Source organism: Chryseolinea soli (genome assembly GCF_003589925.1).
Taxonomy (GTDB): domain Bacteria; phylum Bacteroidota; class Bacteroidia; order Cytophagales; family Cyclobacteriaceae; genus Chryseolinea; species Chryseolinea soli.
This window is the reverse complement of record NZ_CP032382.1, coordinates 3,097,451-3,123,400: the sequence shown is the minus strand read 5'-3', so window position 1 is coordinate 3,123,400 and position 25,950 is coordinate 3,097,451. Positions and strand designations below refer to the sequence as shown.

General features: G+C 48.6%; 28 protein-coding genes and 1 pseudogene. 12 read left to right on the top strand and 17 right to left on the bottom strand.

Going from position 1 to position 25,950, the window contains the following annotated elements:
* Positions 1-27: 27 nt before the first annotated feature.
* Positions 28-1,113, bottom strand: a complete 1,086-nt coding sequence (locus D4L85_RS13490) for a DUF3500 domain-containing protein (RefSeq protein ID WP_160143710.1) — start codon at positions 1,111-1,113, stop codon at positions 28-30.
* Between the two features lie 316 nt (positions 1,114-1,429).
* Here D4L85_RS13490 and D4L85_RS13485 point away from each other — a divergent pair, with 316 nt between their 5' ends.
* The 3 genes from D4L85_RS13485 to D4L85_RS34940 all read left to right on the top strand — a co-directional run bounded on the left by D4L85_RS13485 (position 1,430) and on the right by D4L85_RS34940 (position 3,505).
* A complete protein-coding gene (locus tag D4L85_RS13485; RefSeq protein WP_119754795.1) occupies positions 1,430-1,894 on the top strand; it encodes a YybH family protein in 465 nt (154 codons plus the stop codon).
* Positions 1,895-1,958: 64 nt separating this feature from the next.
* Positions 1,959-3,278 (top strand): amidase family protein, encoded by a 1,320-nt coding sequence (locus D4L85_RS13480; protein ID WP_250645401.1) that lies wholly within the window; start codon positions 1,959-1,961, stop codon positions 3,276-3,278.
* Positions 3,279-3,289: 11 nt separating this feature from the next.
* Entirely contained in the window at positions 3,290-3,505 is a 216-nt protein-coding gene (locus D4L85_RS34940; protein ID WP_250645400.1) for an amidase family protein, read from the top strand.
* Positions 3,506-3,565: 60 nt separating this feature from the next.
* Here the strand turns inward: D4L85_RS34940 and D4L85_RS13475 are convergent, their stop codons facing one another.
* Entirely contained in the window at positions 3,566-4,030 is a 465-nt protein-coding gene (locus D4L85_RS13475) for a RidA family protein (RefSeq protein WP_119754794.1), read from the bottom strand.
* A 291-nt stretch (positions 4,031-4,321) separates the two neighbouring features.
* Between D4L85_RS13475 and D4L85_RS13470 the strand changes: the two genes are divergently transcribed.
* Positions 4,322-6,061, top strand: coding sequence for a PQQ-dependent sugar dehydrogenase (locus tag D4L85_RS13470; RefSeq protein ID WP_119754793.1), 1,740 nt, complete (start codon positions 4,322-4,324; stop codon positions 6,059-6,061).
* Between the two features lie 105 nt (positions 6,062-6,166).
* On the opposite strand, the gene D4L85_RS13465 is transcribed toward D4L85_RS13470, so the two are convergent.
* The 3 genes from D4L85_RS13465 to D4L85_RS13455 all read right to left on the bottom strand — a co-directional run bounded on the left by D4L85_RS13465 (position 6,167) and on the right by D4L85_RS13455 (position 9,432).
* On the bottom strand, positions 6,167-6,556 hold the full coding sequence (locus D4L85_RS13465) for a DUF4268 domain-containing protein (RefSeq protein WP_335621965.1): 390 nt from the start codon (positions 6,554-6,556) through the stop codon (positions 6,167-6,169).
* Positions 6,557-6,737: 181 nt separating this feature from the next.
* The gene (locus D4L85_RS13460; RefSeq protein WP_228450945.1) at positions 6,738-8,255 is read right to left on the bottom strand and encodes a M81 family metallopeptidase; all 1,518 of its coding nucleotides are present in this window, start codon (positions 8,253-8,255) and stop codon (positions 6,738-6,740) included.
* Between the two features lie 196 nt (positions 8,256-8,451).
* Entirely contained in the window at positions 8,452-9,432 is a 981-nt protein-coding gene (locus D4L85_RS13455) for a GlxA family transcriptional regulator (protein WP_119754790.1), read from the bottom strand.
* A gap of 121 nt (positions 9,433-9,553) precedes the next feature.
* On the opposite strand from D4L85_RS13455, the gene D4L85_RS13450 reads away from it, so the two are divergent.
* Positions 9,554-9,922: a nuclear transport factor 2 family protein gene (locus D4L85_RS13450; protein ID WP_119754789.1), complete on the top strand. Its 369-nt coding sequence runs from the start codon at positions 9,554-9,556 to the stop codon at positions 9,920-9,922.
* Between the two features lie 36 nt (positions 9,923-9,958).
* Here D4L85_RS13450 and D4L85_RS13445 read toward each other — a convergent pair whose 3' ends face one another.
* The 5 genes from D4L85_RS13445 to D4L85_RS13425 all read right to left on the bottom strand — a co-directional run bounded on the left by D4L85_RS13445 (position 9,959) and on the right by D4L85_RS13425 (position 17,146).
* Positions 9,959-10,549, bottom strand: a complete 591-nt coding sequence (locus tag D4L85_RS13445; protein ID WP_119754788.1) for a hypothetical protein — start codon at positions 10,547-10,549, stop codon at positions 9,959-9,961.
* Complete coding sequence (locus tag D4L85_RS13440; protein ID WP_119754787.1) at positions 10,546-11,052, bottom strand: RNA polymerase sigma factor; 507 nt, start codon at positions 11,050-11,052, stop codon at positions 10,546-10,548. The genes D4L85_RS13445 and D4L85_RS13440 overlap by 4 nt, the downstream gene beginning before the upstream one ends.
* Before the next feature lie 338 nt (positions 11,053-11,390).
* Complete coding sequence (locus tag D4L85_RS13435) at positions 11,391-12,854, bottom strand: TolC family protein (protein WP_228450880.1); 1,464 nt, start codon at positions 12,852-12,854, stop codon at positions 11,391-11,393.
* A complete protein-coding gene (locus tag D4L85_RS13430; protein WP_119754786.1) occupies positions 12,823-16,032 on the bottom strand; it encodes an efflux RND transporter permease subunit in 3,210 nt (1,069 codons plus the stop codon). The genes D4L85_RS13435 and D4L85_RS13430 overlap by 32 nt, the downstream gene beginning before the upstream one ends.
* A 25-nt stretch (positions 16,033-16,057) precedes the next feature.
* A complete protein-coding gene (locus D4L85_RS13425) occupies positions 16,058-17,146 on the bottom strand; it encodes an efflux RND transporter periplasmic adaptor subunit (protein ID WP_119754785.1) in 1,089 nt (362 codons plus the stop codon).
* 104 nt (positions 17,147-17,250) lie between these two features.
* Here D4L85_RS13425 and D4L85_RS13420 point away from each other — a divergent pair, with 104 nt between their 5' ends.
* Positions 17,251-17,634 carry a hypothetical protein gene (locus tag D4L85_RS13420; protein ID WP_160143709.1) on the top strand — a complete coding sequence of 128 codons (384 nt, stop codon included), beginning with the start codon at positions 17,251-17,253 and terminating at the stop codon, positions 17,632-17,634.
* A 655-nt stretch (positions 17,635-18,289) separates the two neighbouring features.
* Here the strand turns inward: D4L85_RS13420 and D4L85_RS13410 are convergent.
* From D4L85_RS13410 to D4L85_RS13395, 4 genes are all read right to left on the bottom strand, one after another.
* Positions 18,290-18,967, bottom strand: coding sequence for a DUF1080 domain-containing protein (locus tag D4L85_RS13410; RefSeq protein ID WP_228450879.1), 678 nt, complete (start codon positions 18,965-18,967; stop codon positions 18,290-18,292).
* 12 nt (positions 18,968-18,979) lie between these two features.
* Positions 18,980-19,369 carry an ester cyclase gene (locus D4L85_RS13405; RefSeq protein WP_228450878.1) on the bottom strand — a complete coding sequence of 130 codons (390 nt, stop codon included), beginning with the start codon at positions 19,367-19,369 and terminating at the stop codon, positions 18,980-18,982.
* Positions 19,370-19,464: 95 nt separating this feature from the next.
* The gene (locus D4L85_RS13400) at positions 19,465-20,118 is read right to left on the bottom strand and encodes an NADPH-dependent F420 reductase (protein ID WP_119754781.1); all 654 of its coding nucleotides are present in this window, start codon (positions 20,116-20,118) and stop codon (positions 19,465-19,467) included.
* A gap of 146 nt (positions 20,119-20,264) precedes the next feature.
* Complete coding sequence (locus D4L85_RS13395; RefSeq protein ID WP_119754780.1) at positions 20,265-20,867, bottom strand: Crp/Fnr family transcriptional regulator; 603 nt, start codon at positions 20,865-20,867, stop codon at positions 20,265-20,267.
* A 192-nt stretch (positions 20,868-21,059) separates the two neighbouring features.
* Here D4L85_RS13395 and D4L85_RS13390 point away from each other — a divergent pair, with 192 nt between their 5' ends.
* The 5 genes from D4L85_RS13390 to D4L85_RS13370 all read left to right on the top strand — a co-directional run bounded on the left by D4L85_RS13390 (position 21,060) and on the right by D4L85_RS13370 (position 23,317).
* Positions 21,060-21,284: a DUF2798 domain-containing protein gene (locus D4L85_RS13390; RefSeq protein ID WP_119754779.1), complete on the top strand. Its 225-nt coding sequence runs from the start codon at positions 21,060-21,062 to the stop codon at positions 21,282-21,284.
* 44 nt (positions 21,285-21,328) lie between these two features.
* A complete protein-coding gene (locus D4L85_RS13385; protein ID WP_119754778.1) occupies positions 21,329-21,898 on the top strand; it encodes a Crp/Fnr family transcriptional regulator in 570 nt (189 codons plus the stop codon).
* A gap of 47 nt (positions 21,899-21,945) precedes the next feature.
* On the top strand, positions 21,946-22,521 hold the full coding sequence (locus D4L85_RS13380) for a Crp/Fnr family transcriptional regulator (RefSeq protein ID WP_119754777.1): 576 nt from the start codon (positions 21,946-21,948) through the stop codon (positions 22,519-22,521).
* A 71-nt stretch (positions 22,522-22,592) separates the two neighbouring features.
* A complete protein-coding gene (locus tag D4L85_RS13375; protein ID WP_119754776.1) occupies positions 22,593-22,991 on the top strand; it encodes a DUF4267 domain-containing protein in 399 nt (132 codons plus the stop codon).
* On the top strand, positions 22,988-23,317 hold the full coding sequence (locus D4L85_RS13370; RefSeq protein ID WP_119754775.1) for a hypothetical protein: 330 nt from the start codon (positions 22,988-22,990) through the stop codon (positions 23,315-23,317). Before D4L85_RS13375 ends, D4L85_RS13370 begins: the two co-directional genes overlap by 4 nt.
* A 61-nt stretch (positions 23,318-23,378) precedes the next feature.
* Here D4L85_RS13370 and D4L85_RS13365 read toward each other — a convergent pair whose 3' ends face one another.
* Positions 23,379-24,482, bottom strand: a complete 1,104-nt coding sequence (locus tag D4L85_RS13365) for a Fic family protein (RefSeq protein ID WP_119754774.1) — start codon at positions 24,480-24,482, stop codon at positions 23,379-23,381.
* Positions 24,483-24,929: 447 nt separating this feature from the next.
* Here D4L85_RS13365 and D4L85_RS13360 point away from each other — a divergent pair, with 447 nt between their 5' ends.
* On the top strand, positions 24,930-25,109 hold the full coding sequence (locus tag D4L85_RS13360; protein ID WP_119754773.1) for a histone H1: 180 nt from the start codon (positions 24,930-24,932) through the stop codon (positions 25,107-25,109).
* Between the two features lie 111 nt (positions 25,110-25,220).
* Here D4L85_RS13360 and D4L85_RS34765 read toward each other — a convergent pair whose 3' ends face one another.
* Positions 25,221-25,667: a sensor histidine kinase gene (locus tag D4L85_RS34765; protein ID WP_228450877.1), complete on the bottom strand. Its 447-nt coding sequence runs from the start codon at positions 25,665-25,667 to the stop codon at positions 25,221-25,223.
* 105 nt (positions 25,668-25,772) lie between these two features.
* Positions 25,773-25,949: pseudogene (locus tag D4L85_RS35110) on the bottom strand (hypothetical protein); the annotation flags it as partial.
* Position 25,950: the final 1 nt, after the last annotated feature.

The following is a 25,950-nucleotide window of genomic DNA, read 5'->3' as shown; positions in this document are numbered from 1 at the left end:
GTAATAAAAGCGAAAGAATTGTCCGCCTTAATTTCCTCCGTAGTCGGTCAGCTTATCACGCCACACCGAGTGAGGGTGGGTCCCGGAGAGCACCACACCGCGTTGGCAGGAGTATTCAATCCACACCGAAGGGCCGTCGATGCGTACGTAGTCATTGGTTGTTGTGAGACCGGTTGTTCCGGAATAGGCGATGTAGGTGTCGTCGAGTTCGGTTGTATACTTGGTTAGTATGGCCTCGGCATCTTCTACATCTTCTACATAGGTCTTGATGGCGGTCAGGATCAGATCCTTCTGTTCGGAAGAAAGATCGCCGCCTTTCACCCCGGAGGGTGTTGTGGGAAAATTGGCATCCTTTTGAGGCCCGGCAACTAAGTCTGAAAAGGTTGACGCCAGCTTGGCAGACGTCAACTGATCGGATGACAGGGCGGTCAGCATCGCTGAAAGGGCGTCCTTCTCTTGAACCAACGGCTGGTTTGTTTCGCCATTCCATTCAAACGCCGAGAACGGTTCTATGCCTCTGAAAGATGGCGTTGCGCCCACGAGCACACCGTCGGTATACGTGTTTGCAAAGGCCACATGGTGCCCACCGTACTGAATTTCAAATGTGCCGGTAGCGGCAGGTGTGCCGAGAAATGCGATGTAGTAGTTTGCTGCGCCGTAGTCGGAGCCACCACCATTTTCTTTCAAGTATTCATCGGCGTTCAGCAATTTTTGAAGCTCATCCCAGCCCTCGTTGTCGCTCGTGCCTGCGATTTCTTTTAACAGCGCTTTTGCATATTGGATCTGGGTCGAGGTCATGGAGCCAAAGTCAAGCCCTACGCGCTGGCCGTAGAGCGCCTCCGGAAAGTTAGACCACTTCATGGCCTCGCTCGTCGTGTATGTTCGCTGCGCTGCGGCCAATTGCGACGAAGTCAATTGCGTTTTAAAGGCATCGGAAAGACAAATGATCTTCTCCATACCGGTTGATGATGAACAGCTCGACACCTCGATCGGGTCCGGGTTTGTTTCGCCCGTATCGGTAGTATCCGCAGTGGTGTTGTCATCATCGCTGCTACACGCACTACCTCCCAACAAGAGCGCAGCACAAAAGAAAAGGGCTACTGAGTTTCTCATTCGCATCTACATTTATATTTTCTATCACCACCAACGCAAAAATCATTTACAAAATATTGTCAACCTATTGGAGCGCAGGGACTAATCGACCAATCGGAGGAATGTGTCGATTAAAAACTGACTTGTTTTTGAAACATGGTTTGCAATGAGGGTTAGTTGATCTTGAAAGTCTGTCACAACTTGAGGCTCATCCTCGTGGAGGTCAGATCCTGTCGGGCATTCTTGTCTGGGCAAACTAACCCTTGTTGTTCATTCTGGATTTCGTATAAGGGATAATAATCCGTAAATTCAGCAACTGACCATTAACCAATACCCTATGAAAAAAATACTCACCTCGATTTCTCTCGTGCTCGTCCTGATGGGCTGCAGCCGGACCACCGTCGACACAAAGGCCGAAGGCGACAAACTCATGCAGCTGAGCCGGGAATGGTCGCAATATGCCAGCAAGCGCGACGTAGAGAAAACCTTAAGCTATTGGGCCGACGACGCCACCGTGATCTCAGCGGGAGATGCCACCTTGAAAGGTAAAACGGCCATACGCCAGATGGTGGAAGGGAGTTATAAAGATCCCAGTTTCCAGATCAGCTGGGAACCTCAGCAAGCTGAGATCGCCCAGAGCGGCGAGTTGGGATACCTGTTGGAGAAAACTACGATAATAGCCAACGACTCCACCGGAAATCCTGTGACGCATCAATACAACTCCGTCAGCGTGTGGAAGAAGCAAGCCGATGGTGTATGGAAAAATGTGCTGGACGTTTTGAGTCCAGAGGGCTCGAAGTAGTCGACATACCATCACCTTTCCTTGGCTTACAAATCGAATTTTCATCTCCCTGCTACCGCTCCTCATGAAAAACAAAATTACCCGCCGCCAGATGATCCTGAAGAGTTCTGCGGCAACGCTCGCATCCATCGGCCTTACTTCGATCGTCGTGGCCAAAGATCATGCCGCACCCGGCAGCGAAGGCAAGCCCGTGCCAGCACCCGATGAAATCTGTTTTATGACCGCGGTGGAACTGGCCGCATGGTTAAGAACAAAAAAGATCTCCGCGCGCGAAGTCATGACGGCCCACCTCAAACAGATCGCAAACGTAAATTCAAAAGTGAATGCCATCGTTACGTTTGTGCCCGAAGAGCAACTGATGGCACAAGCGCTTGCCGCCGACGAAATGATCGCCAAAGGAAATACAACCGGGGCGCTACACGGATTGCCGATCGCGGTGAAAGACCTCATCGAAACCCAGGGTCTGAGAACGACGTATGGCTCGCCCCTGTGGAAAGATCTTGTCCCAACACAGGATGCATTGATTGTCGAGCGTCAGAAAAATGCGGGTGCGATCGTGATCGGAAAAACAAATGTGCCCGAGCTTGGTATGGGATCGCAAACTTTCAATCCTGTCTTTGGCCCAACGTTCAATCCTTATGATCCATCCAAGACCTGCGGGGGCAGCACCGGTGGCGGCGCAACCGCGCTGGCCTGTGGCATGACGCCCCTCGCCGATGGCAGCGATATGGCTGGATCCTTGCGCAACCCGGGCAGCTTCTGTAATGTGGTAGGCCTTCGAACCTCACCAGGAAGGGTACCGCTTGCGGCCGTAAAAATTGCAAATCAAACGTTGAGTGTACAGGGGCCCATGGCACGTACCGTTTCAGATTGTGCTCTGCTTCTAAGTGTTCAGGCCGGGCCCGACCTCCGTTCACCATTGTCTCTTGCGGACGATCCGAGACAATTCGCTAAACCATTGGGTCGTGATTTCAAAGGCGTCAGGGTTGCATTCATCAAAGACCTCGGCTTGCCTTGGGAAAAAGAAGTCATCGACGCTGTTCATTCCCAACGCAAAGTATTCGAGGACCTGGGTTGCATTGTTGAGGAAAACGAACCGGACATGACCGACGCCAACGAATGCTTTGTCAATTTCCGGCACTGGCAATACGAGGCACAATACGGGGACCTGCTGGAAGGCAACAGCGATAAAATGAATGCGTACACCAAATGGCACATCACAGAAGGACGCAAGCTGACCGGACCCTACCTTTCACGCCTCGAGATGAAGCGCTCGGCGTTGTACAGACGCGTGCAACAGTTCCTGACAAAATATGAATTCCTCATCATGCCCGTGAGCCAGGTGTTGCCCTTTGATGTCAATACGCCTTATCCGATCAGATAGGCGACGTAAAAATGCTGACCTATCTCGACTGGATGCGTTCGTCTTATTACGTCTCTGTCGCGGGCAACCCGGCTTTGTCCGTGCCCTGTGCTTTTTCGAAGAGCGAGCTTCCGATCGGGATGCAAATTGTGGGGAGGTATAATGCGGACTTCAGGGTGTTGCAAATGGGGTTCGCGTTCGAACAAGCGACCAAGGTCGGAAAGCGCCGGCCGGCGATCGCGGTCTGATGGGGGAGCCAGTAGCCAGTAGCCATGACGAGATTCCATGTTGTTGTTCGCTTCGGCAATTCATTTGATCGTGAAAGAAGTAACAAGTGCGACGCTGTGATTCTTTGGCAATTTGTCGACACCAAGGATGGCGCGGGTGTGGAGTCCGCGGTCGCCTAAGACTTTAAGGAACAGATCGGATGCTCCGTTGGCTACCTGGGGGCCTTCGTCCCAGGTGTCGTGGACCTGGTAGTAGATGTCGGCGTGGTTCAATCCTATGATCCGATCGTAGCCCACGAATTTATCGATCTGTAATAGCACATTCGTGGCTGCCATCTTTGCGGCCTCGTAGCCTTGCTCGGTGGTGACCTCTTTGCCGAGGCGACCGAGAAAGTAAAACTGGTTGTCTTTGATGGGAAGTTGGATGGCCACATAGGCGACGTTCCCCCGGATGTTGACGGCCACGTAGGACCCTCCGGGTTGAGGCACTTCACCAAAGGTTATGCCAAGGGATTTCAGTTTGTCAATGATAATACTGCTTTGCATGAGAATTATTTATTGTCGTTTTACTTCGCCTAAATTAACTAAAGTTATTAAACCGCGGTCAATCGAGAGACACCCGTCTCCGGAATCTCATCTTCATCCCTTCCTTTTATATTTATATTGCTCACCGAAAAAACATGGGATCACCCAGCGCATTCCTTAATTTTTTTTCTTTACTTGATTAGTGTTTTCGCGCACTATCTCGTTTGGTGTGCTTGAGACACACAAGCATTCCTATAACCCCCCCGTTATGGCTTGCGGCCTTTTAAGTGATCTAATAAAAACCTTTCGTCCATGATTTCCACGTCACCCCTCTTAAAACCTCTGTGCAAATATTCGGTGCTGCTCATCATCGTTGCGCTGTCTGGACTCACCTCCTGCAATAAAGTAAAAGAACAAGCGCTCTACTCATCGGATACCGAATCGATCCACGCGGGCGAAGCATTATTTTCCAAAAATTGCAGTGCGTGTCACAATTTTCGGATAGACGGTATAGGACCCAACCTGGCCGGTGTGACACAGGATACTTCAAAATCATGGATCAAAGGGTTCATCAGCAATCCCCAAAACTATATCGATCAAAAAGATCACCGGGCACTTGACCTGAAAGCCGATTTCAAAGGTGTGATGCCCGCGTTCGGTCAGTTCAGCGATGGCGAGATGGAAAACCTGCTGGCCTTCCTCCACACCAAGGTGAAGCGTCTGATAAAAAACAACTATGACACGCTCACGGCCATCAAAGATCCCTTCCCGGATTCCATACCGATGTCGGACCTCCAGGTTGATCTCGAACCGGTTACACAGATGCCCGCTTCGAGTAACAAAAACCTGTTTACGCGGATAACGAAATTTCAGTCCGCACCGAACGGCGGTTTTTATGTTCTCGATCTCCGCGGCACCCTCTATGTGGTGGAGAAAAATAAAGCGACTCCCTATTTCGATATAAAGAAAGAAGAGTCCGCTTTTATCGACGAACCCGGCATGGCCACGGGCTTTGGCAGTTTTGCGTTTCATCCCGAATTCAAATCCAACGGTCTGCTCTACACCACCCACGCCGAGCCACCCAAAAGCAAACCAGCAGATTTCACCTATGCCGACTCTATCCCCTCTACGTTACAGTGGGTGCTGACCGAGTGGAAAACAGACAAGCCCGGCCAGGTTCCCTTTGCCGGCAAAGGCCGTGAAATTCTTCGCTGGGATATGGTCACTCAGATGCACGGCGTGCAGGAGATCGCGTTCAATCCCTATGCAAAACCGAAAGATGCCGACTACGGACTTCTTTACATCGGCATCGGCGATGCGGGAGCAATAGAATATGGATACCCCTTCCTGGCTGGAAACGAACATTGCTACCTGGGCTCGATTTTCAGGATAGATCCCCTGGGCACCAACAGCAAGAACGGTCGCTATGGCATTCCCGCCATCAATCCCTTTGCAAAGGACACCTCCCCGGGCACCGTCAAAGAGATCTATGCCTATGGGTTTCGAAATCCACACCGCATCACGTGGCTGAGAACGGGCGAAATATTGGCGGGCAATGTCGGCCAACATCATATCGAGTCGCTCTATAAAGTGATGGAGGGTAAAAATCACGGCTGGCCCATCCGCGAGGGAAACTTCGTGATCGACTCCGAGGGCGACATCAACCTGGTCTATCCGCTGCCTCCGAACGATTCCATCAACCACCTGGTGTATCCCGTGATACAATACGATCACGACGAAGGCCTTGCCATGGCGGGAGGATATGAATACAAAGGCAAAGCCATACCGGCCTTCGCCGGAAAATTCATCCTGGGCGATATCGCCAAAGGAAAGGTCTTCATCGCCGACGTGTCAAAAATCCGCGAAGGCAAACAAGCCGACATTCACCGGCTGCACTTGCGCATCGGAGGCAAAGAGACCACGCTGCTGGCCATCGCCGGCTTAGGTCGCGTGGACATGCGTCTTGGCCAGGACGCCCAGGGAGAAATGTATGTGATGACCAAATACGATGGCCGGATCTACAAAATGGTGCGGGCAGAAAAGGTGAAGTAACAACAACCCGACGAACGATATCTAACGATGCCGTAATCCTTTCGTGCTGCAGTGGCTGGAAGGGTATGCATTGACGGGAGAATGACAGCAAGATGTTATTTCATTTCAGCCCTCGAAACTATACTTTGCATTTTCCCAAAAACTGTCGAGCGCAATGATGCGCGGCTTGAAGAAGGAGATCAGGTCGGGCCAGTGATCTTTGTTCATTACCGATACACGGGGCAACTCTTTATATATCCTGCTGACGATCCTGCCCTCAACAGGAACGTGCAACTGCCAATCCCATTCCTCGTCGAGCGTGGCGTGCAGGAGGTCTTTAAATTGCTGGAACTGCTCGAAGTATAATTCCTGGATCTCCGCATCGCCATGTTCGAGCGAAATAGAAATGGCGGCCGACTTCAGCCCTGCGTCCATGCGGAAGTAAACCCCTTTAATTTTGGTGTGATAGTTCATCCAGTTGATCTTCATGCCCTCGGCCGAAAGAACCGGGTTCATATATCTGCCAAAAGCAGTCCAGAACTCGTGCTTAGTACGCGATACTTCTTCCCGGGAAAACATATATCCGACATTCGTTCATCACGATCCATCAAAGGTTGAACATTCTACAAATACAGGCATATCAAAACAAAAAAGCACCTTTTTCGAGGTGCCTTTTTATTCAAAAGAATTTATCATCCTATTTAGCGCCCGACAATGGTACCAGTTTCGCACTCAGATCCGGGTCAGCCATATCTTTGTTAAATGGAAACATCGGGCGCTCGATCCTTTTGAAGGGTAATCTTTCCAGATCCTGATCAACACCACCGGGCGTCAGGGCCATGATCCAGTCCGCCCGCATGTCGTAAAGTTCCGGCACCAGGTAGCCGAGTTTCACCACTACGATATCCGTCTTCCGTGGGTCCAGCCCAAGCCTTGTGAAATCTACTTCCCGGTGATAAGGCTTGCGCTTTTTGGTGACGATCACATTTACGCTTCCGACTCTTACTACTACTTCTGTTTCTGCATGCTCGTCTCCCTGCTCGATGGCTTTTACAACACCAACCAATCTCACGGGTGGTGAGAAACGCGAATCAATCGCAGCACCTGCAAAGCCGTCTACCTTCCCTCCTACTCCCGCTTGAATCGCTTTCTCCACCAACTCTGGTCCGGGCAGTGAAGCATAGATGAGCGACGGGCCTTTTTCGGACTTGAACTCGGGACGCGCGAGGATCTCATTCAATGTCCAGGTAACATCGCCTGCACCGCCAGCCGTTGGGTTGTCGCCCATATCGCTGATCATAAAGGGATGTTTGTCGCTGACAACGGCTTTGTCCAATGCTTCTTTTAACGAAGCGGTAGGGGCAATGAATGCGAATTCGTTTCTTACATTCCAAAAACTCTTGGCCATATCTTCTGCAGCTTTGGTCACTTTTTCTTTATCGTCGCCGGTCACCATCACGACGGCGTGATTGCGGGGTTCATCTGCCCACGCATAGCCGATCCAGATCGCAGCGTCGGTCACGCCGGGCTGTGCAGCGGCGGGTGCCACTTGCGCATATAAACTTTTTCCTGGATCAACCCGCGTACTGGTCTTTTCTCCCGGCAACAAAATGGGTACAGCGACATAGGCTTTGTAAGCCGGCTTACCTTTACCGCTTTCGATCCTCGATAACAAGTTATCTACAGCACGCTTATCGGATTGCACGGCATCTTCATGGGGGGCCATCCGGTAGCAGGTGATCAAGTCGCTATTTTGAGCCAGACGCCAGGAAACGTTTCCATGCAGATCCATGGAGGTCGAGATGACGGTTTCGTTTCCCACCACTTCCCGTATTCTGACAATCAGATCTCCTTCCGGATCGTCGAGACCGACCACGCTCATGGCTCCATGGATGTCAAAGAACAAACCGTCGTAGGGAAGGTCTTTCTTCAGCAAGTCCAATGTTTGTTTTACTAACGACTCATAGGCCTCGCGTGTCACGACGCCTCCGGGCAGCGCGCGTCCGATCAAGGCCGGAAACCATTGGGCTCGCTTGCGGTCCAGTGAATCGGGAGCCAAAAATGAATACGACGACAAAATGGTGTCTCCTACTTTGGCATGAAACGCTTCTTCGTGTGTTAACGCCGGTGAAAATGTGCTGGATTCAATGGCTAAGCCTGCAATGGCTATTCGGGGAAGTTTCTTGACCGGTTTACTGCAATGGATCAGGGCCATACACGCCAGGGCAACCGAGAGGCTCAAAAATATTTTTTTCATGGGGGATTTCCTTTCCAGTCAATATATAGATCAATTTGCTTCCCGCCAATGACTATTATCTGATCCGCACCATTTTTTTTATCGTTTCTTTTACAACCCCAAACGTTTTAGCCTGGGAGGCAAGTCCTCTCAAACAACTTACCCCTCCCGTGGTTCAAATCGCCGCGTCCTTATTATACTTGTTCCGGTAGTCCAAGGGCGACATGCCCGTTATCTTTCTAAACACTTCGCGAAAAGCTTTGACATCCGAATAGCCCACATCATACATCACCTCGTTTACGTTTTTGCGACTGGTCTCCAACGCTTTCTTTGCCGCTTCTATTTTCGCGCGCTGCAAATATTCCACCGGTGTATTGCCCGTTGCTTTAATAAAGCGTCTGTCGAAATTCCTCCGGCTCACGTTGAGCTTTGAGGAGAGCTCTCCCATCGAAATTTTTTCGGTCAATTTACTTTCGATATGCACCTGCGCTTTTTTTACTACCTCATCGCCGTGTTTTTTCTGCGTAGAGAAAATGGTGAACGGCGATTGGCTCTGCCGGTCGATATCGACTTGAAAGATCTTTGAACAATAAATGGCGGTCTGGCGATCATAATATTTTTCCACGAGGTAGAGCAGCAGGTTCAGAAAAGAAAATGCACCACCGTTGGTGTAGATGCCATCTTCGTCGGTGATCAGCTTATCGGTGCCCAGGTTCACCCCCGGAAACATTTGCCTGAATTCATGGGCGGCCATCCAATGCGTGGAGCAGCTCTTGCTCTCCAATAAACCGGTGGAGGCGAGGAGAAAAGCGCCCGTGCAAATGCTCGCAATTTCTGCGCCCTTGCCGTGCATTTCAATCAGCCAGTTATTAAGGGCTTTGACTTGCCGGACGCTCTGCGAAAAATCAGGCCGCACAGCCGGAATAATGATCAAGTCGGTCCGGGCAATCTTTTCTATCTGCGCGTGTGGTCTTATGGCAAATAGATTGTCATGCAACTTCACGGTTTTCGACGTGCTGGCCAGCGTTATTTTGAATACCGGCTTTCTTCCCAGGCTTTGGTAAAAAGCGTTGGCCTTTAAGAATACTTCATAGGAGCCAACAACACTGCTGAGATTGTGGTATCCGTTTGGGACGAGAATGGTTAGCTGCTTCATAGTGATTCATCTTATGATTAAAGATAAAAAACAGGCCTGTCCAAATCAACCCATCACAATGTCCATCTAGCACCCCTGATTCCTTGGAAAGCGAGGGTAGTTTTGTAAAAAAATAAACGCCATGACCACAAAAGAACTCCTGGACACTTACTACAAAGGCTTTGCAAAAAAACAAGGCTGGGAAGTAACCATTGCCGATGACTTCAAATTTATCGGCGGCGATATGACGAAGACGGACCCGATCGTGGGCAAGCAAGCTTACCTTGAGATCATCAAGCGGTTTAGCGCACTCTTTACCGATATGCGTCCGAAAGAAATTTTCACCTCGGAAGAAGGCGCCTTTGTACTGGCCAATTATGACTATGTTTTCCCCAACGGCAAAAGCATCAACGCCAACGTGGCTGAATTATGGAGTGTCAAAAATGGCAAACTGGACGCTTTGACTATTTTCTTTGATACAGAGGGCTTTCAAAAATTTCTGAAAGGATAATATTTTAGAATTGCATAGCGAATGACACGTGGGGTATTATGATTTTTCCATCACCTCGATAAGCGCATCAATTTTCTCCAGTCTGGGCATCAATTGCTTCTTTACCGCGCTTTTATTTAAGAGGTACGTAGCCACTGCTATGGCAACATTACCCGCCGTCATTTTCACAATTCTTGGCAATCGCCCGGCGATCCCTGGCCCCAGGGTAAACAAGAATAGGAGGGTCATTGCCGGCAAAATGTACCAGTAAAGCACGCTGTCTAACAGCCGCTTTTGAATTTTCAGATACTCTCTGGTCTTGTATAAATATTCAAGGTAAGTTTCCGTGAACGCACTCGGTTTGTGCTTTTTCGCACTTCGTATCCGTATGATCACAAATACTCCCCAGAAAATGATCAAGACAGAAGCGATTTTTGTCAGGACAAATGGAATGTGATAAGCATAGTAAGCGAAGATGGGAATTCCCACTACAACCGCGATTTGTTCCATGGCATCCCGATAGGCTATTTTTTTATGAAGGTGATCCAAGGTTGATTGCACATCCAACATCAAACGCGATTTCTCAAACTTTGCACGCTCCTGGTTCGGAGACGATTGCCAGATTTTTATCAATTCATCTTCCATCATGACCTTTCGATTATACAGTTCAACAATTTTTCCTTGATTCTTTTGATCATCACCGCGACATGATTTTCCGTCAGGCCCGTGATTTCCGAGATTTCCTTATAGGGCAATTCCTCCAGGTAGAGCGTGATGACGGCTCTGTCGGCATCGTTGAGTTTCTTGATACAGGCTCTGAGTTTTATCAGCCGCTCATGATCCTCACTGCTGGTCTCTTCGATTGTGATGTTTTCTATCCTGATGCTGTCCATCTTCAGGAAACGGTCTCGCTTTCTCACTTGTCTGGATTGCAGACGAAGGCAGACGTTGAGCGTAATTCTAAACATCCAGGTGCTGAGCGAAGATTTTTCCTCAAAAGCGGGCATAGCCTGCCAGATATTGATCACCGCTTCCTGGAAAAGGTCTTTTTTGTCGTCGGCATCTTCGGCATAAACAGAGCAAATCCTAAGCAGCTTCTGCTGATTTTGCTCTAACGCCTTTAAAAAGGTGTTTTCAAGTTCCTGATTCATGCACAATGTTTGATCCTTACCTTCTTAGTGACACGAGATCTGAAAATATGACATAAAAGTCAGTTTTTTTTAAGAACCGCATGCTGAACTGTCTGGGATGAACAAATGCCAAAGACTAGATCCGTCTTTATGGGAAGTGTAGTGAGGCCGTGGCCCCTATTCCGGGTAAGAGCAATACATCTATGCAACAACGGTGACTGAGCGCAATCAAAACAATTCTCTGCGCTACCAAACATAAATAAAAAAAGCCCTCAAAGTCCGTGGACTTCGAGGGCTCTCTCCAGCGATCCAGTGTTACAATTTTTTGATTGCTTCCTGAATAGCCAATTTTTTAAAACTTAGTTCCATCCGCCGCCCAATGCCCGGTAGACATCAACCTTGGCATTCAACTGTTGCTTTTTGGTTTCAATCAGTTCAAATTTAGAGTCCAAGGCATCGCGTTGGGTGAGCAATACTTCCATATAGTCAGCACGGGCCGATCTGAACAGGCGCACGGATATGTCGATCGACTGCGTCAGTGCCGCCACCTGTTGGGATTGAAGATCATAACTTCTTGACAGGTTACGAATATTCGACAGCTGATTGGCCACTTCAATGTAGGCGTTCAGCACCGTGCGTTCGTAGTTGTACACCGCCTGAATTTGCTTCGAGGTAGCCGTGTAATAGTAAGCTTTGATCGCATTCCGGTTGATCAGGGGCTGCATCAGGTCACCTGCCACGGTGTAGAGCAGTGACTGCGGCGTGGAAATCAGGTACTTGGTATTAAACGCCTCGTATCCCACACCCGCGCTGATGTGCAGCGATGGATAAAAATTAGCCTTGGCAACTTTTATGTTGATCTTGGCCGCTGCCAGATCAAATTCAGCCTGGCGGATATCGGTGCGGTTTTGCAACAGCTGCGATGGAATGCCGGCGTGAATAGAATCCAAAGGCAGATCGGTGAAGGTCTGTGAGTTCCTGGCGATATGCTGCGGGAATCTCCCCACCAGAAAATTAATTCTGTTCTCCGTTTCAGTGATCGACTGCTGGATGTCGAACAGATGGCTTCTGTTTTTGAGCACCTCGGCCTCAAACCTGCGCACCGCCAATTCGGTCACTTTCGCGGCTTGCTTTTCCATCCGCACGATCTCGAGGGCGTTCTGCTGGATCTCGATGTTTCTTTTCAGAATTTCCAACCGGTTATCCAACGCCATCAGCTCGTAATAGGAATTCGCGATCTCGGCAATCAGGTTGGTGACCAGGAAGTTCCTGCCTTCTGTTGTCGACAGGTAGTGATACATGGCGGCCTTCTTTGCATTCCTCAGTTTTTTCCAGATGTCCACTTCCCAGGATGCATTCAACCCCAATGCATAATTCGGCAGAGGTTCCGGAAAACGCGTGTCTTCCTTAATGTTCAGGTTCTCCTCCACGGCACCTTGCGTGGTATACTTACCGGGCTTTTCAACACCGGCACTGGCGCCGATGCCCACAAACGGCAGGTACTCTCCTTTTCGGGCCCTCACTTCGTTTCGGGCAATGTTAATTTCCTGCAACACGATGTTATACTCCTGATTGTTGTGCAGCGCCGTATCAATGAGTCCAACCAGATTCGGATCGGTGAAAAATTCCTTCCAGTTTACTTTTGCCGTGTTCACGGTATCCTGCGGGTTATTGATCTTATAACCCTCCGGTGTTTTTTTATTTTCATTCTTCTCCACCAAAGAAGATGGCAAACTGCAAGCGGTAACCAGGATGACAATACAACCCGTGGTTACGTAATTCCATATTCTTTTAGTGCGCATGGTCATCGTTGTCTTTTTCATCGGGTTGCGGAAAATTATCGATTTGGTGAACCAGATTTTCGGTCAGTGAATCATCGTCTTCATGTTTGATCAGGTGACGGCCATCTGCCAGGCTGCCGAATATGAAGTACAGTCCCGGGATGACGATCACCCCGAAGATTGTTCCGAATAACATACCCCCCAGCGCCGATGAACCGATGGTGCGGTTACCGATAGCGCCGGCACCCGTGGCAATGATCAAAGGTATCAAACCTGCAACAAAGGCGAACGACGTCATGAGGATCGGACGGAAACGTACTCTCGCGCCTTCAATCGCAGCGTTCAAAATGGTTTCTCCCTGCTGCCGTTTTTGGACGGCAAATTCCACGATAAGCACGGCGTTTTTCCCTAACAGACCCACCAACATGATCAAACCGATCTGTGCATAAATGTTGTTCTCCAGCCCCATTAATTTGAGCATCAGGAACGAACCAAATACCCCCACAGGCAGCGAAAGCACTACCGCAAAGGGAATGATAAAACTTTCGTACTGTGCGGCCAACACAAAGTACACAAACAACAGTACGATCAGGAACACATAAAGTGCTTCATTTCCCCGGATCGATTCGTCGTAGGACAAACCTTCAAAAGCGATGTCGTAGCCCCGTGGCAACGTCTTGGCCACTTCACGTATGGCTTGGATGGCATCTGCCGTGGTGTAGCCCTTCGCCGGAAGACCCTGGATCGCTGCGGAATTGTACAAATTGAATCGGGTGATTTCGTTCGGACCTTGACCTTTTTTGAGTTTCATGAATGCCGAGTAGGGTACCATTTGTCCCTGGTCGTTTTTCACAAAAAGGTTCAGCAGGTCGGACGGCATTCTCCGGAATTTCGGATCGGACTGCACATACACCTTGAAGAACTGATTGAACTTGATGAAGCCTTGCTCATATGTACTACCAATCAAGATGTTGAGGTTGTCCATCGCTTTTCCGATCGACACGCCTTTTTGCATGGCCAGGTTATTATCAATTTCGAGTTCGTACTGTGGATAGTTGGCCGCGAAGAAGGTGAACAAACCGGTGAGCTCTTTGCGCTTGCCGAGTTTATCCATGAAATCCTTGTTGATCTTATCAAATTCATGATAGTCGGTGTCGGTCGTTTTATCCAACAAACGCATCGAGAAACCACCTGACGTACCAAAGCCCGGGATAGCCGGCGGTTCAAAGAATTCGACAATGGCGCCCAGGCCCCGCGTTTTCGTTTCCAGCTCTTCCATGATCTCCTTAACGGTTTGTTTACGGTCCGACCAATTCTTGAGGTTGATCAGACAGGTACCCGCATTCGATCCCCGACCTTCGGTCATGATTTCGTAACCTGCCAAAGAGGATACGGATTCCACACCCTCAATTTCTTCGCAAATTTTCTGAAGGCGACGGGAGACCTCGTTCGTTTTTTCCAGTGTCGAACCAGGAGGTGTCTGGATAATGGCATAGATCGTACCCTGGTCTTCATTCGGAATAAAGCCTGAAGGCACAACCTTGTTCTCGTAGTAGATCCCCGCACAAAACCCGAGCAGGATGACGAACGTCACTAACCTTCTGTTGACGATTACTTTCAAAATGCCAACGTATCGTCCAGTAAGTTTCTCAAAAGCGCCGTTGAAACTATCGAGCGCTTTTGTCAGGATGTTTTTCTTCTTCGGATGTCCGTGGTGATTTTTCAACATCATCGCGCACAATACAGGCGTCAGCGTTAACGCGATCAACGCCGAGATCACGATCGAACTCGCCATGGTGATCGAGAACTGCCGGTAGAAGGTACCGACAGGACCGGACATAAATGAAATCGGCACAAATACCGACACCATTACCATGGTGATCGCGATGATGGCGCCGCTGATTTCACTCAATACTTTTTTAACGGCGTTGTACGGACTTATATGAGGTTCCTCCTCAAACTTGGCGTGCACGGCTTCCACCACCACAATCGCATCATCCACCACAATACCGATCGCCAACACGAGTGCAAAGAGTGTCACCAGGTTGATGGAAAGTCCAAAAAACTGGATGACGAAGAAAGCTCCGACCAACGACACCGGAACGGCGAGGATGGGAATGAGCGTAGAACGCCAGTCACCGAGGAATATAAACACCACGATGGCCACCAGGATAAACGCGTCGCGCAACGTTTCGATTACCTGTTCGATGGACGCATCGAGGAATTGGGAAACGTCGTAGCTGATCTTATAATCCATTCCCGGAGGGAAGGATTCTTTCATGACCTCAAGCTTCTTTTTTACTTCTTCAATAACATCGCTGGCGTTGCTACCATAGTTTTGCTTCAACACAATGGCGGCCGAAGCCTTGCCGTCGAGGTTGGAATAGATATCAAAGAATTCGCTTCCCAATTCTACGGTCGCTATATCACGCAGGTGGATGCTTTCGCCTTCGGGGTTGGCCCGGATAATAATCGCCTCGTATTCTTCCGGTTTGTTAAATCTTCCTTTATAGGTGAGCACATACTCCAGCGACTGTGCTTTGATACCGGAACTTTGACCGATCCGGCCGGGGCGCCCGAGGATACTTTGCTCACCGATCGCCTTCATCACATCTTCTACCGAGATCGAATAGGCGCGCATCCGTTCGGGATTTAACCAAACGCGCATGGCGTATCGCCGGCTACCCAAGATCTGCGCCCGGGCAACACCCCGTGTCCGCTGGATCTCCGGGATCATTTTCACGGTGGCGTAGTTGAACAGGAATTTTTCGTCCATGCTCTTTTCGTTGGAATAGAGGTTGACGTACATCAACATACTCGGCTGGATTGGGGTGATGATTACCCCTTCCCGTTGAACCAATTCCGGCAAGAGCGGCATCACCTGGTCCACCCGGGTCTTCACCCGGATCACGGCATCGTTCGGATCCGTGCCCGGTTCAAAAATAATGCGCAACGTGGCTTCACCGGCGCTGGTGGCGTCAGTAGCGATGTAGCGCATATCCTGCACCCCGTTGATGGCCTGCTCCAACATAATGAGGGTGGACTTCACCAACACATCGGCACTCGACCCTGGATAAGCGATAAATATGTTTACCGTTGTCGGGGCGATGTCCGGGAACTGAGAGATCGGCAGCTTCTTGATCGCCAATATCCCCACAAAGACGATTATGACCGATATCACAATAGCAAATACCGGCCTGCGTATGAACTTACTAAACATGTCTTCTGCTTTTTAGGATAATGGATTATTCGGCATACAACTCTAAATGCGAAATGACCGAGTCAGGCTTCACGAACGTGGCGCTTATCTTCTCATTCTCACGCACCTGGCGCAATCCTTCCAGGAGGATCCTGTCATTTTCATCCAGACCACTCTGAATCACAAAAATGTGTGGCAATTCTGCTGCGATGGTAATTTCCCTTGATTTTACCACGCCGTCTTTATCCACTACAAAGACATATTTCTTCTCCAACACTTCGAACGTGGACTTCTGAGGAATCATCAACGCATTTTTAAGCGGTCGCTTGATTTGTACATTGCCCGTTTCACCGTGTCGAAGCAGTCCATCCGGATTGGGAAAGGTTGCCCGGAAAGCGATGTTTCCGGTTTCATTGTTAAAGTCCGCTTCAATGGTCTGAACCAGGCCGGGATGATCAAAGGTCTGGTGATTGGCCATGATCAGTTGAACGCGCATTACGCTGTCTTTCTTCGCCTTCATTTTATAGTCCAGGTACTCGGCTTCCGGCACATTAAAATAGACCCACATTTTGCTGTTGTCCGACAGTGTTGTGAGCAAATCGCCCTCATCCACAAGACTTCCGAGCCGCACCTGGAAGTGATCCATGATACCGCTGAACGGGGCGTTGATGCGTGTGAATTGCAAGTGGGTTTGGGACAGTGACAGCTCTGCTTTCGCCTTGTCGAGCTTCGCTTTGGACATGGCCAATTCATTTGGCGACACCACATTGCTGTCGGCCAACTGCTTGGTGTTCTGATATTCGATCTGGGCGAAGTTTGCTTCCGCCTCTGATTTCTGTAGCTCGGCCTGATAGAGCAATGGCATGATCTGGAACATCTGCTGTCCGGCTTTCACATGCTGTCCTTCGTCTACATAAATTTTCTGCAGATAACCCCTCTCCAACGCCCGCATTTCTATATGCTGAATCGCGCGGATCTGGCATACATACTGACGGACCACCAAGGTGTCTTTTCTTAACGGACTGGTGATTAAAAATTTTGTTTCTTCCTGTGATTCTTCCTTTTTAGAATGACAGCTGGTTTGGCACAACAAGGCAACCAAGCCTACAAACATGAACATGGGTACTCTCAGCATAATGATCTGCTTTTAAAGCGATATGTTTTTTTTGTTGATGATTTTTTTGTGGACAGTGTGTAACCCGATAAACCCGACATCCTGTTTGGCATTATGCCCTGGGGATGACAAGCAATAAAACACCGATGGGGCGGTTCGGCAATCTGAAAATTGCCCCCGCGAATGCTGAATCAGATCCGGAAAACCTGAAGGACGAGATAACTCCTAAGGAAGGAGATGTGCGAAAATTGTCTGCAAAATGGCAAACTGTTTATGTCACCGAAAAGATCTCCGGCAACCTGGGCATCAAAGTGCGTGGTGAAGTAATTACTGATTTCCTGGTGTTTCTTGGAAGAGGCCGATTCATACTCCTCAGCTTCCTTTTCGGCGACTTCCATTCGATAGACCGGGTTCTCCTTGCCGGAGGAAGCCGACTGGATGATACAGGTGGCGTGGCGACGTTGAACAGGGCAAAAGTTAGCCTCTTCCGACTTTTTAGTCACCTTTAATGGCGAGAAGCAAACACAGTCATTATACGCATGAGCGTGCAACTGACTGTATCCCCCCGCCAAAAGGACACACAAGCAAAGAAAAAACTTAACGATGACCTTTTTCATCAAACCGCAAACTTATATAAAGTTGTCTATCCGGGCAAATACTTATTCTATCCGGGCAAATACTTATTTGTGTGGTACTTGCAAACGAACGCACTTCATCACTTTTCTTTTCAGATTTTTGGCCTCATGGCTGCCATCATCTCTACCCCAACCCGACTTTCAAAATAGCGCAGCGTGAGGACGACGATTATGAAATCGTTTGAAATGCTCAGGAGGCCCCAAAAGCTCTCGTTTATGAAGTAGCCCGCGGAATGCCGCCTGAACCGATCGCTGTTTAGATGATCTGAGGCCTCTTTGGTCACAAAACAATTATGTACACAGGAAGTTCGAGCCCCGGGGCCCAGCGATTACCGAACACCCCAATCTCACGTTCAAGATAGGAGTCAGATCATTCTGTGGTCACGGCAGGAAGTGGACAGTTGTTTTGACAATAGTACCGGGATCAACACCAAAACCTTAAGGAGTTCTTAAGGTCAAAGGAAATTCTTAGGGGGTGAAAGCCGCGAGCCTTTGGAGTCGGGGGTTGCGTCCGCTGACGGTTATACTGCTATCTTGTAATGCTAACATCAGAGAAAAGTCCGTCCGTACCGACATCGACCCACAAACCGATTGCCCCTGGCTCAGCATCCTGCTTGAGGTCGTTGACGATGAGTGAGGGCTCCCGGTTTTCGTTCAGGAAAAGTTTGGCTTGCTGGCCCTTCACAACAATCTTCATTTTGATCCATTCATTCAGTCCCATGTCCGCATAGGACTCATATTGCTCCGGAGCTTCCTTTCGAAGCCGGTTAAACTTATAGTCGGGATAAGAGAAGTATTGGATGGCATGATTTCTCCTCACCTGGTTGCTATCTCTTCCATTCGCCGGGCGAATATAGATGCATTCAAATTTTGAATTATCCTCATTGATTCTAAACGCCACACCGATGAATCCGCGCGCAAGCTCAGGGGCTGCAGGTTGGAGTTTACTGAGTACCCTGACCTCGATCGTGCCGTCTTTGAACTCCACCCCTTTCAATTTAACAAACGTAGGTTCATCAACTTCTTTGACCGCCGAATCCTTCGCCACCCGCACAACACGTTTGCCCTTCAAGGTCTCAACCGACATCGCTACATGGACGGCAACTAATTTGTCTTTTGCAAACTGGAAAGCTTGCGCGCTCAGCCGAATGGAGCAGAGCGCGCAACAGCAAACCAGAAAGGTTAGCATGGACACTTTCGATTTCATATCAGTAGAATTTTAAACCGGCATGCCGCCGATCTGTTGCATCAAGCCCATCCTGTCCGGCATGCCATACTCTTCCATAAACTTTCCATCCGAAAGACGATAGAAGTTCATCGCCTGCACGGCAATTGATTTCCCGGTTGGCGGGATGCCAAAAAAAGATCCATCGTGTGTACCGCGCATCATAAAACGGGCGGCAACTTTATCATCCTCGACAATGGTCTCTTCCAGCGTCCATTGAATATCCGGGAAACCACTTCGCATCATGCCAATGATGGCCAGATATCCTGCGGGACCTTGCACAGGTTCAGGGCGTCCAGGGACATAAAATTTTGCATCCAAGCCAATAAGTTCCTGCGCCAATTTTTCGTCGGCCGTGTTGATGAACTCGACAAAGCGGTTCATGACCATTCTATTTTTTTCCGTTGACATCATCGTCTAAGCTTTTATTTTCTTGACTATACAAACTACGCTTGCTCCTTAATGAAGCTCAGGCATTTTTAGACTTTTGCCTCCACTTCGGCCAGCGTAGCAACTTTACCGAGGGCCCCGAATTCATGGAGATCGCCAAAAACCTCGATGCGGATGGACTGATCGATACCCCCAACACGCACGGGATCAAAGCCACTGTCTTTTATCAATTCTTCGATCTTGTCATTAACGCTGGCATCATCCGCGGCATAGAACAACACAGCCGCATCGAGCTTTCTCCTGGCGGCGCCCGACAACGAGCCGGCGCTGAGCGTGCCGAATGCTTTCACCAGCTTTGCACCCGACGGCAGCAATCCCGCGATGATCTCCCCCGCAGACTCGTTTTCACCGACGATCTTCTTGAATCCTCCATTACCGTCTGGTGCAATGGGATTCGAGGGATCGATAATGATCTTCCCTTTAAACTCGGCAGCCCGCTTGCTCACCAATTCCTTGATGGTGCCAAACGGCACGGACAGCACAACCATGTCTGCCTCCTTTATCGCATCGGAGACTTCCAATGCCGTTGCTAAACTTCCAACGTGCTGGGCAAATGACTTCGCCTCTTCGATCTTCCTGCTGGCGACAATAACCGGCCGGTTGCCTTTGACCAGGTTGGTTGCCACTACTTTGCCAATGTTCCCCAGGCCAATGACTGCAATTTTTGATTTGTTGGTTGACATAATTTTAAAATTTTAGTAAAGTGAGATAGTTTGTTGTTGACGATACAAAACAACAACACCTCACGGCGCCACCCAATGATCAAGTTTAAGAAAGCGTATTGACCTGGTTTAAGAAAAAGTATTGATCTAGTTTAACCCCGCTTCGCCTACCCCTTCGCCATTTTGCTCCGGATACGACTCAGGAATTCGGGTGTAACGCCCAGATAGGACGCAATTTGCACCTGCGAGAGGCGTGTGAGAAGATGCGGATAGGTTTCCAGAAAAGACTGGTATCGCTCTTCTGCTGTCGAGCTGAAGAGTTGAGACAATCGCTCCTGCTGATGCATAAAGCTATTTTCCAGCAACACCCGGAAGATGCGATTGAACTGCTGGCCGTGTAAGTAGAGATCGATCAAATCGTTGCGCGTAATGCGGAGCACCACCGTTTCCTCCAACGCGTCGATATCGAGCTTTGACGGCAGGCCCTTATGAAAGCTTGCCAGGTCGAGGATCCAGTGATTCTCCGTGGCGAATTGAAGAATGTGCACAGCCCCCTCGTTGTCCACCTGATAGAGCCGCAGGCATCCCCGAACGATAAAGTTAAAATACTGGCAAACATCGCCGTGCTGCAACGCGTATTGCTTTTTCAAATAAAGGTGTGGATGAAATTTTGTCACAACGAGTTGTTTCTCCTCAGGCGTAAGGGGCAAGATATCATCGAAGTAATCGAGTAACGGTTGGATGGACGCTGTGTCTGCTTTCGAGCTCATTTATGAATACGGTTGAAATGTAGAACCGAAGATCGTCCGGTTACTCCTCTAAAATATAAAAAGTTAAAGTCATATACGGACGGCACCTCACTTTATTTCCTGACTTCTCTATTTTTTGACCTACATCAAAGCTAATATCTTTTTAGCCAGGCATTTTTGTATCATCAACTAAACATTAAACAAAAAATCTAAATGAACAAAAAGTATTTTAAGTACATCAACACATTGCTTGTTGTGATTCCGATGACGTTAATTATGGCCTTTGTTGGGCTCATGCGAAACTATGGCTTTGGAGAAGCGTGGTTTCTCAAATTCCTGAACGCCTGGAGCGTTATGCTTCCCGTGGCCTATCTCTCCGCATTCATCATCATTCCGCGCGCACGAAAATTGGCTGAGAAGATCACTACCAAATCTTAACAAACGTTCGGGTTTTGTAAATTTGTGGTTTACCCACGTCTGCCATGCAAGAAGAACTCGCCAACTACATCAAAGGAATTATAACGGTCACAGACGACGAACTGGAGAAAATTCTTTCTTATTTCGAGCCCCTGGAAGTTGAAAAAAACGAACTATTAGTCATTCGGGGACAAACCAGCCAACGAACCTTTTTCGTTGGCAAGGGTTGTTTACGCATATTTTTCATCACGGAAGACGGACAGGAGGCCACGCGCTATATAGCCTTTGAAAATAATTTCGCGACGGCACTCTGCAGCTTCATTTCAAATGAGCCTTCTTTGGAATTCATCCAGGCATTGGAACCTACAAACCTCCTTTACATTTCGCACAAAGACTTTTACCATTTGCTGGAGATCATTCCTTCATGGGAAAAGTTCTACCGGCATTATTTAGAAAACGCCTACGTAAATAACACCAACAGGCTGATGTCGTTCCTTACCCTTGATGCGACGGACCGTTATAAGCAACTGCTGGACACCCATCCAAAAATTGTCCAGCGTTTACCAAACAAGGTCGTGGCAACTTACCTGAATATTTCACAGGAGACATTGAGCAGGCTTAAATCAAAACGTTAATTTGTCAAGCGTTTCCCTGCGAATATCAAATCCAATAAATATCTTCTATGGCGGCTGACCTTATTCAATTCATAACACAATTGATCACGCTTACTTCAACGGAAAAGAAGCTGGTACAAGATCTTTTTAAAGAGAAAAACTACAAGAAGGGAGACTTCTTTCTGGCCGAGGGCGAAACGTGCAAACACGTTGGCTTTATAACAAAAGGCATCATGCGCTATTACATCAACGACGAAGGCGAAGAGAAGACGTACGGCTTTTCCAAGGAAAATGACTTTGTTTCCAACTATGAGAGCTTCGTACCACAAACACCCTCGCAGCAGATCATCCAGGCCCTGGAAGATTGCGTCTTGCGGGTCATCTCGCGAAATGATTTGCCGCAGTTTTACACCGAAATAAAGGAAGGCGAGCGCTTTGGACGGCTTGTCATCGAACAGGTTTTCATACAAACCCTGAAAGAGCGAAATTCCTTCTACACCGATTCCCCGGAATTCCGCTACGAAAAATTCATCCAGCAGCACCCCGATTTGCAGCAGCGGTTGTCTCAATATTATATAGCCTCCTACGTGGGCGTGAAACCACAATCCCTCAGCCGCATCCGGAAAAGATTATCGGTCTCTTGATTTATTAACCTGGGTGCATCAGAATCCGTTGCGCAGCGATGAATTTTGTATCAACAAAACATTCATCACCCATGAAACACATCGCAAAACAAACAATCTTCTGGATCAGCATCCTCTCTGGTATCGGTCTCTTATGCATTGGCCTGAGATTCTTCCTCGATCCCCTTGGCGCCGAAACAGACTTTGGCATCAACACCTTAACCCATGGCGATTTCTCTTTTCAGTACATCAAAGGAGCACGGGATTTTTTCTTCGGATTAATTATTCTCATCCTGCTGTGGCAAAAGGAGTGGCGCACCCTGGGGCTGGTCTTGCTGCCCGGGGCCATTATCCCCGCGGCTGACTTTTGTATTGTTCTATCGCAGCCAGGTTATACAACCAGCCACTTATATCCACACCTGACCGCCGTGATCATCTGCCTGGCCTGCGGAGCATACTATCTCACCCACTTCAAAAAAGCAAACCCATGACACTCTTCAACATCGTGCTGATCGTGCACTTCGTCGCCTTCCTGTTTTTTCTTGGTCAATTGGTTGTCCTGTTTCCCATGCCCGAAAAACAACTCCATAAACACACGATCTTTTTAGGGGTCGCCATTTTAGTTACCGGGATCTTTCTGGTCGTGTTAAAATACCCACAGGTGAATCTTTACAAGGTCATTCCAAAATCCGCGCTCTTCGTGGTCATCTCAACATTTTGCGGGATCTACAGCGGCAAGGCCTTACCCAAGAATATTTACCGGACCCTGATGGCCCTGACCGTATTGGCGAGTTTGATTGCCGTGTTCCGGGTATAGGAAAGTTGTTGAGGCTAATGAACGTTCAAACATTATATCCCTCCAGGGCTATGCGCACGAGTTATGATCTTAGTTTATAACTCGTGCTCCTTCCGCCTCCTTCTTCTTTCTCCAGGATCCCCTTTTCAATTAAATCTTGCATATCTCTCAACGCCGTGTCCGGAGAACACTTGGCCATCTTTGCCCATTTCGAAGAGGTGAGCTTGCCTTCAAATCCATCCATAAAGGCATTGAGCATTTTGCGCTGCCGTTCGTTAAGCGCAACCGTTTGGTTCGATTCCCAAAATTTTGCCTTGTGCATCACACCCGATAAGTTCTCTTCCGATAAAGCGATGGCCCTGTCAAGACAATCAAAAAACCACAATAGCCACGCGGTGATATCGAGATTCCCTTTCTGCGTTTTCTCCAGAACGTCGTAGTAAACATTTCTTTCACGCTGAATTTGAGCAGACATGCTGTAGAAGCGCTGCCGGCTTCCATCGGCTCTTGCCAGTTGCATATCGGCGATGGCCCGGGCGATGCGACCGTTGCCATCGTCAAAAGGGTGAAGGGTAACAAACCACAAATGGGCGATCGCTGCTTTCAACACAGGATCCAGTGGCGTTGACTGATTGAACCATTGAAGGAACGTCTTCATTTCAACATCGAGCCGGGTTGCCTCCGGTGCTTCATAGTGGACACGCTCTTTTCCCATGGCGCCCGACACCACTTGCATGGGCCCATTGGCATCGTCCCGCCAGGCACCCACCTTAATTTTATGCATGCCGCTTCTGCCCGTGGGAAAGAGTGTAGCGTGCCATCCAAAAAGCCGGTCGTCCGTGAGGGCTGCTTTGTATTTTTGTGTGGCATCGAGCATCATCTCCACGATCCCTTCGACATTCCGGCTCACGGCCACTTCTCCTGCAATTTCAATCCCTAACCGTCTGGCGATAGAGGAGCGCACCTCATCGGCCGGCAATCGCTCGCCTTCTATCTCGCTCGACTTGACAACATCCTGCGTCAATGTCTCCAGCGTTGCTTCTTCCCTTAAGCGAAAGCCAAGTCCTTCCAGTTTGCCCAGCAACCGGCCTTGCTTGTGTCGCATGGCAGAAAGCGGCAAGAGGATCTTCTCATCTTCCCATTTGAACGCTGGCCACTCCTTTAGTAGATGGACGTACTTACTCATTCTCCGCAAATTATGCGGTAAATAACACCATTATTCGCCGCATTTCCAATACATTCTCCGCGTTTCTTGCGGAGAATAGGCTCCATAATCTCCGCATTTTGGGATTCTTCGCTGAAATCACCCTACACCGCTGGGTAAGGCTAAAAAAATCGCTTAAACCTATTCGCGCGTAGGGTGTTCAACAGGATAACCTTGTTTTCCAAAATGATCCATCGGTTGTGAACTGATCAATGAGTTTTCTCTTCTTAATGTCGCCCATCTCTTGGTGTTACCGATAGCCTTCCCGTGAAGTCCGGCGTATCGAGAACTCTTTCAGCGTCGTTCGGTCCTATTCATTTCCAACCGGGGCCGGGAATGTGATGACAAACTTCTATCAGTTTATTCGTTCTTAACCCTTGTATCACGCACCAATTTTTGCAGATTTGTACACAATAAATAACCATAGACATGAAGAAATTCGAAGAATTGAAAACGCTGATCGCCTCTTTGGAAGACGATATGGATAAGTTCTACAACAAGCAAAATGGTGCTGCCGGAACACGCGTCAGAAAAGCGATGCAGGATTTAAAATCATTGGCGCAAGAAATCAGAACAGAGGTTCAGGAAGCAAAGAATAAGGAGCAGTAGCTCCTTTCTTAAACTTTTTGTGATCCGGATGGCCTTGGTGAATTTTGATAACCCTTCCGGATTTTATACCCCAGATCATCACTGACGCTTAATTACACTTCCCGCGACCCTCTAGATACCAAAAGCAACTGTGTTGCCGAGGGGGATCGTGACGGTAACTGTCGTTAGATCATTCGGCTGGCTTTCAATAGCAATGGAACCTTGCAGTATTTCGAGGGCCTTCTTTACCATAAAGAGTCCCAACCCATTGCCTACCGATTTCTGTGATCCCCTGTAGAACATCTCGAATATCCGGTCCTTCACACTTGGAGGAATACCGATCCCGTTGTCGATGGTTTTAATGACCAGGTGTTGGTCGTTCAAATAAAACACCGATTTGACAAATGGATCGATCTCGCCTCTAAACACAATACTGTTCTCCATTAAATTCAGAACAATGTTATTCAGCAAAACGGGGTCACTCGAGATGGGCTCATCGATCCTGTTTTCGATTTCTATTTTCACCATGTCGCTGCTGTTGTCCAGTTGAAACTTTATGGATTGTATAATTTCTTCCATGTTTATGGTTTCCATTCTACGCTTGTATCGAAAGAGCGCTCCGGTATCATTCAACCTATGCAGGAGTCGCAGCATTTTGCTTGCTGTATGCTCCATACTCTCGAAGTAAGTATCCAAATCGTCCTGGTGATTTTGCATTTTAGCGATCTGCGCCAACCCCAATAACGAAGTAATAGGCCCTCGCAGATCGTGACTGGATCGATACAAAAATGTATCCAGCCCCTTATCGGTTTCAATAAGCCTTTTGATGGTTTCTCTAAGTTCTTCCGTCTTATTTTCCACC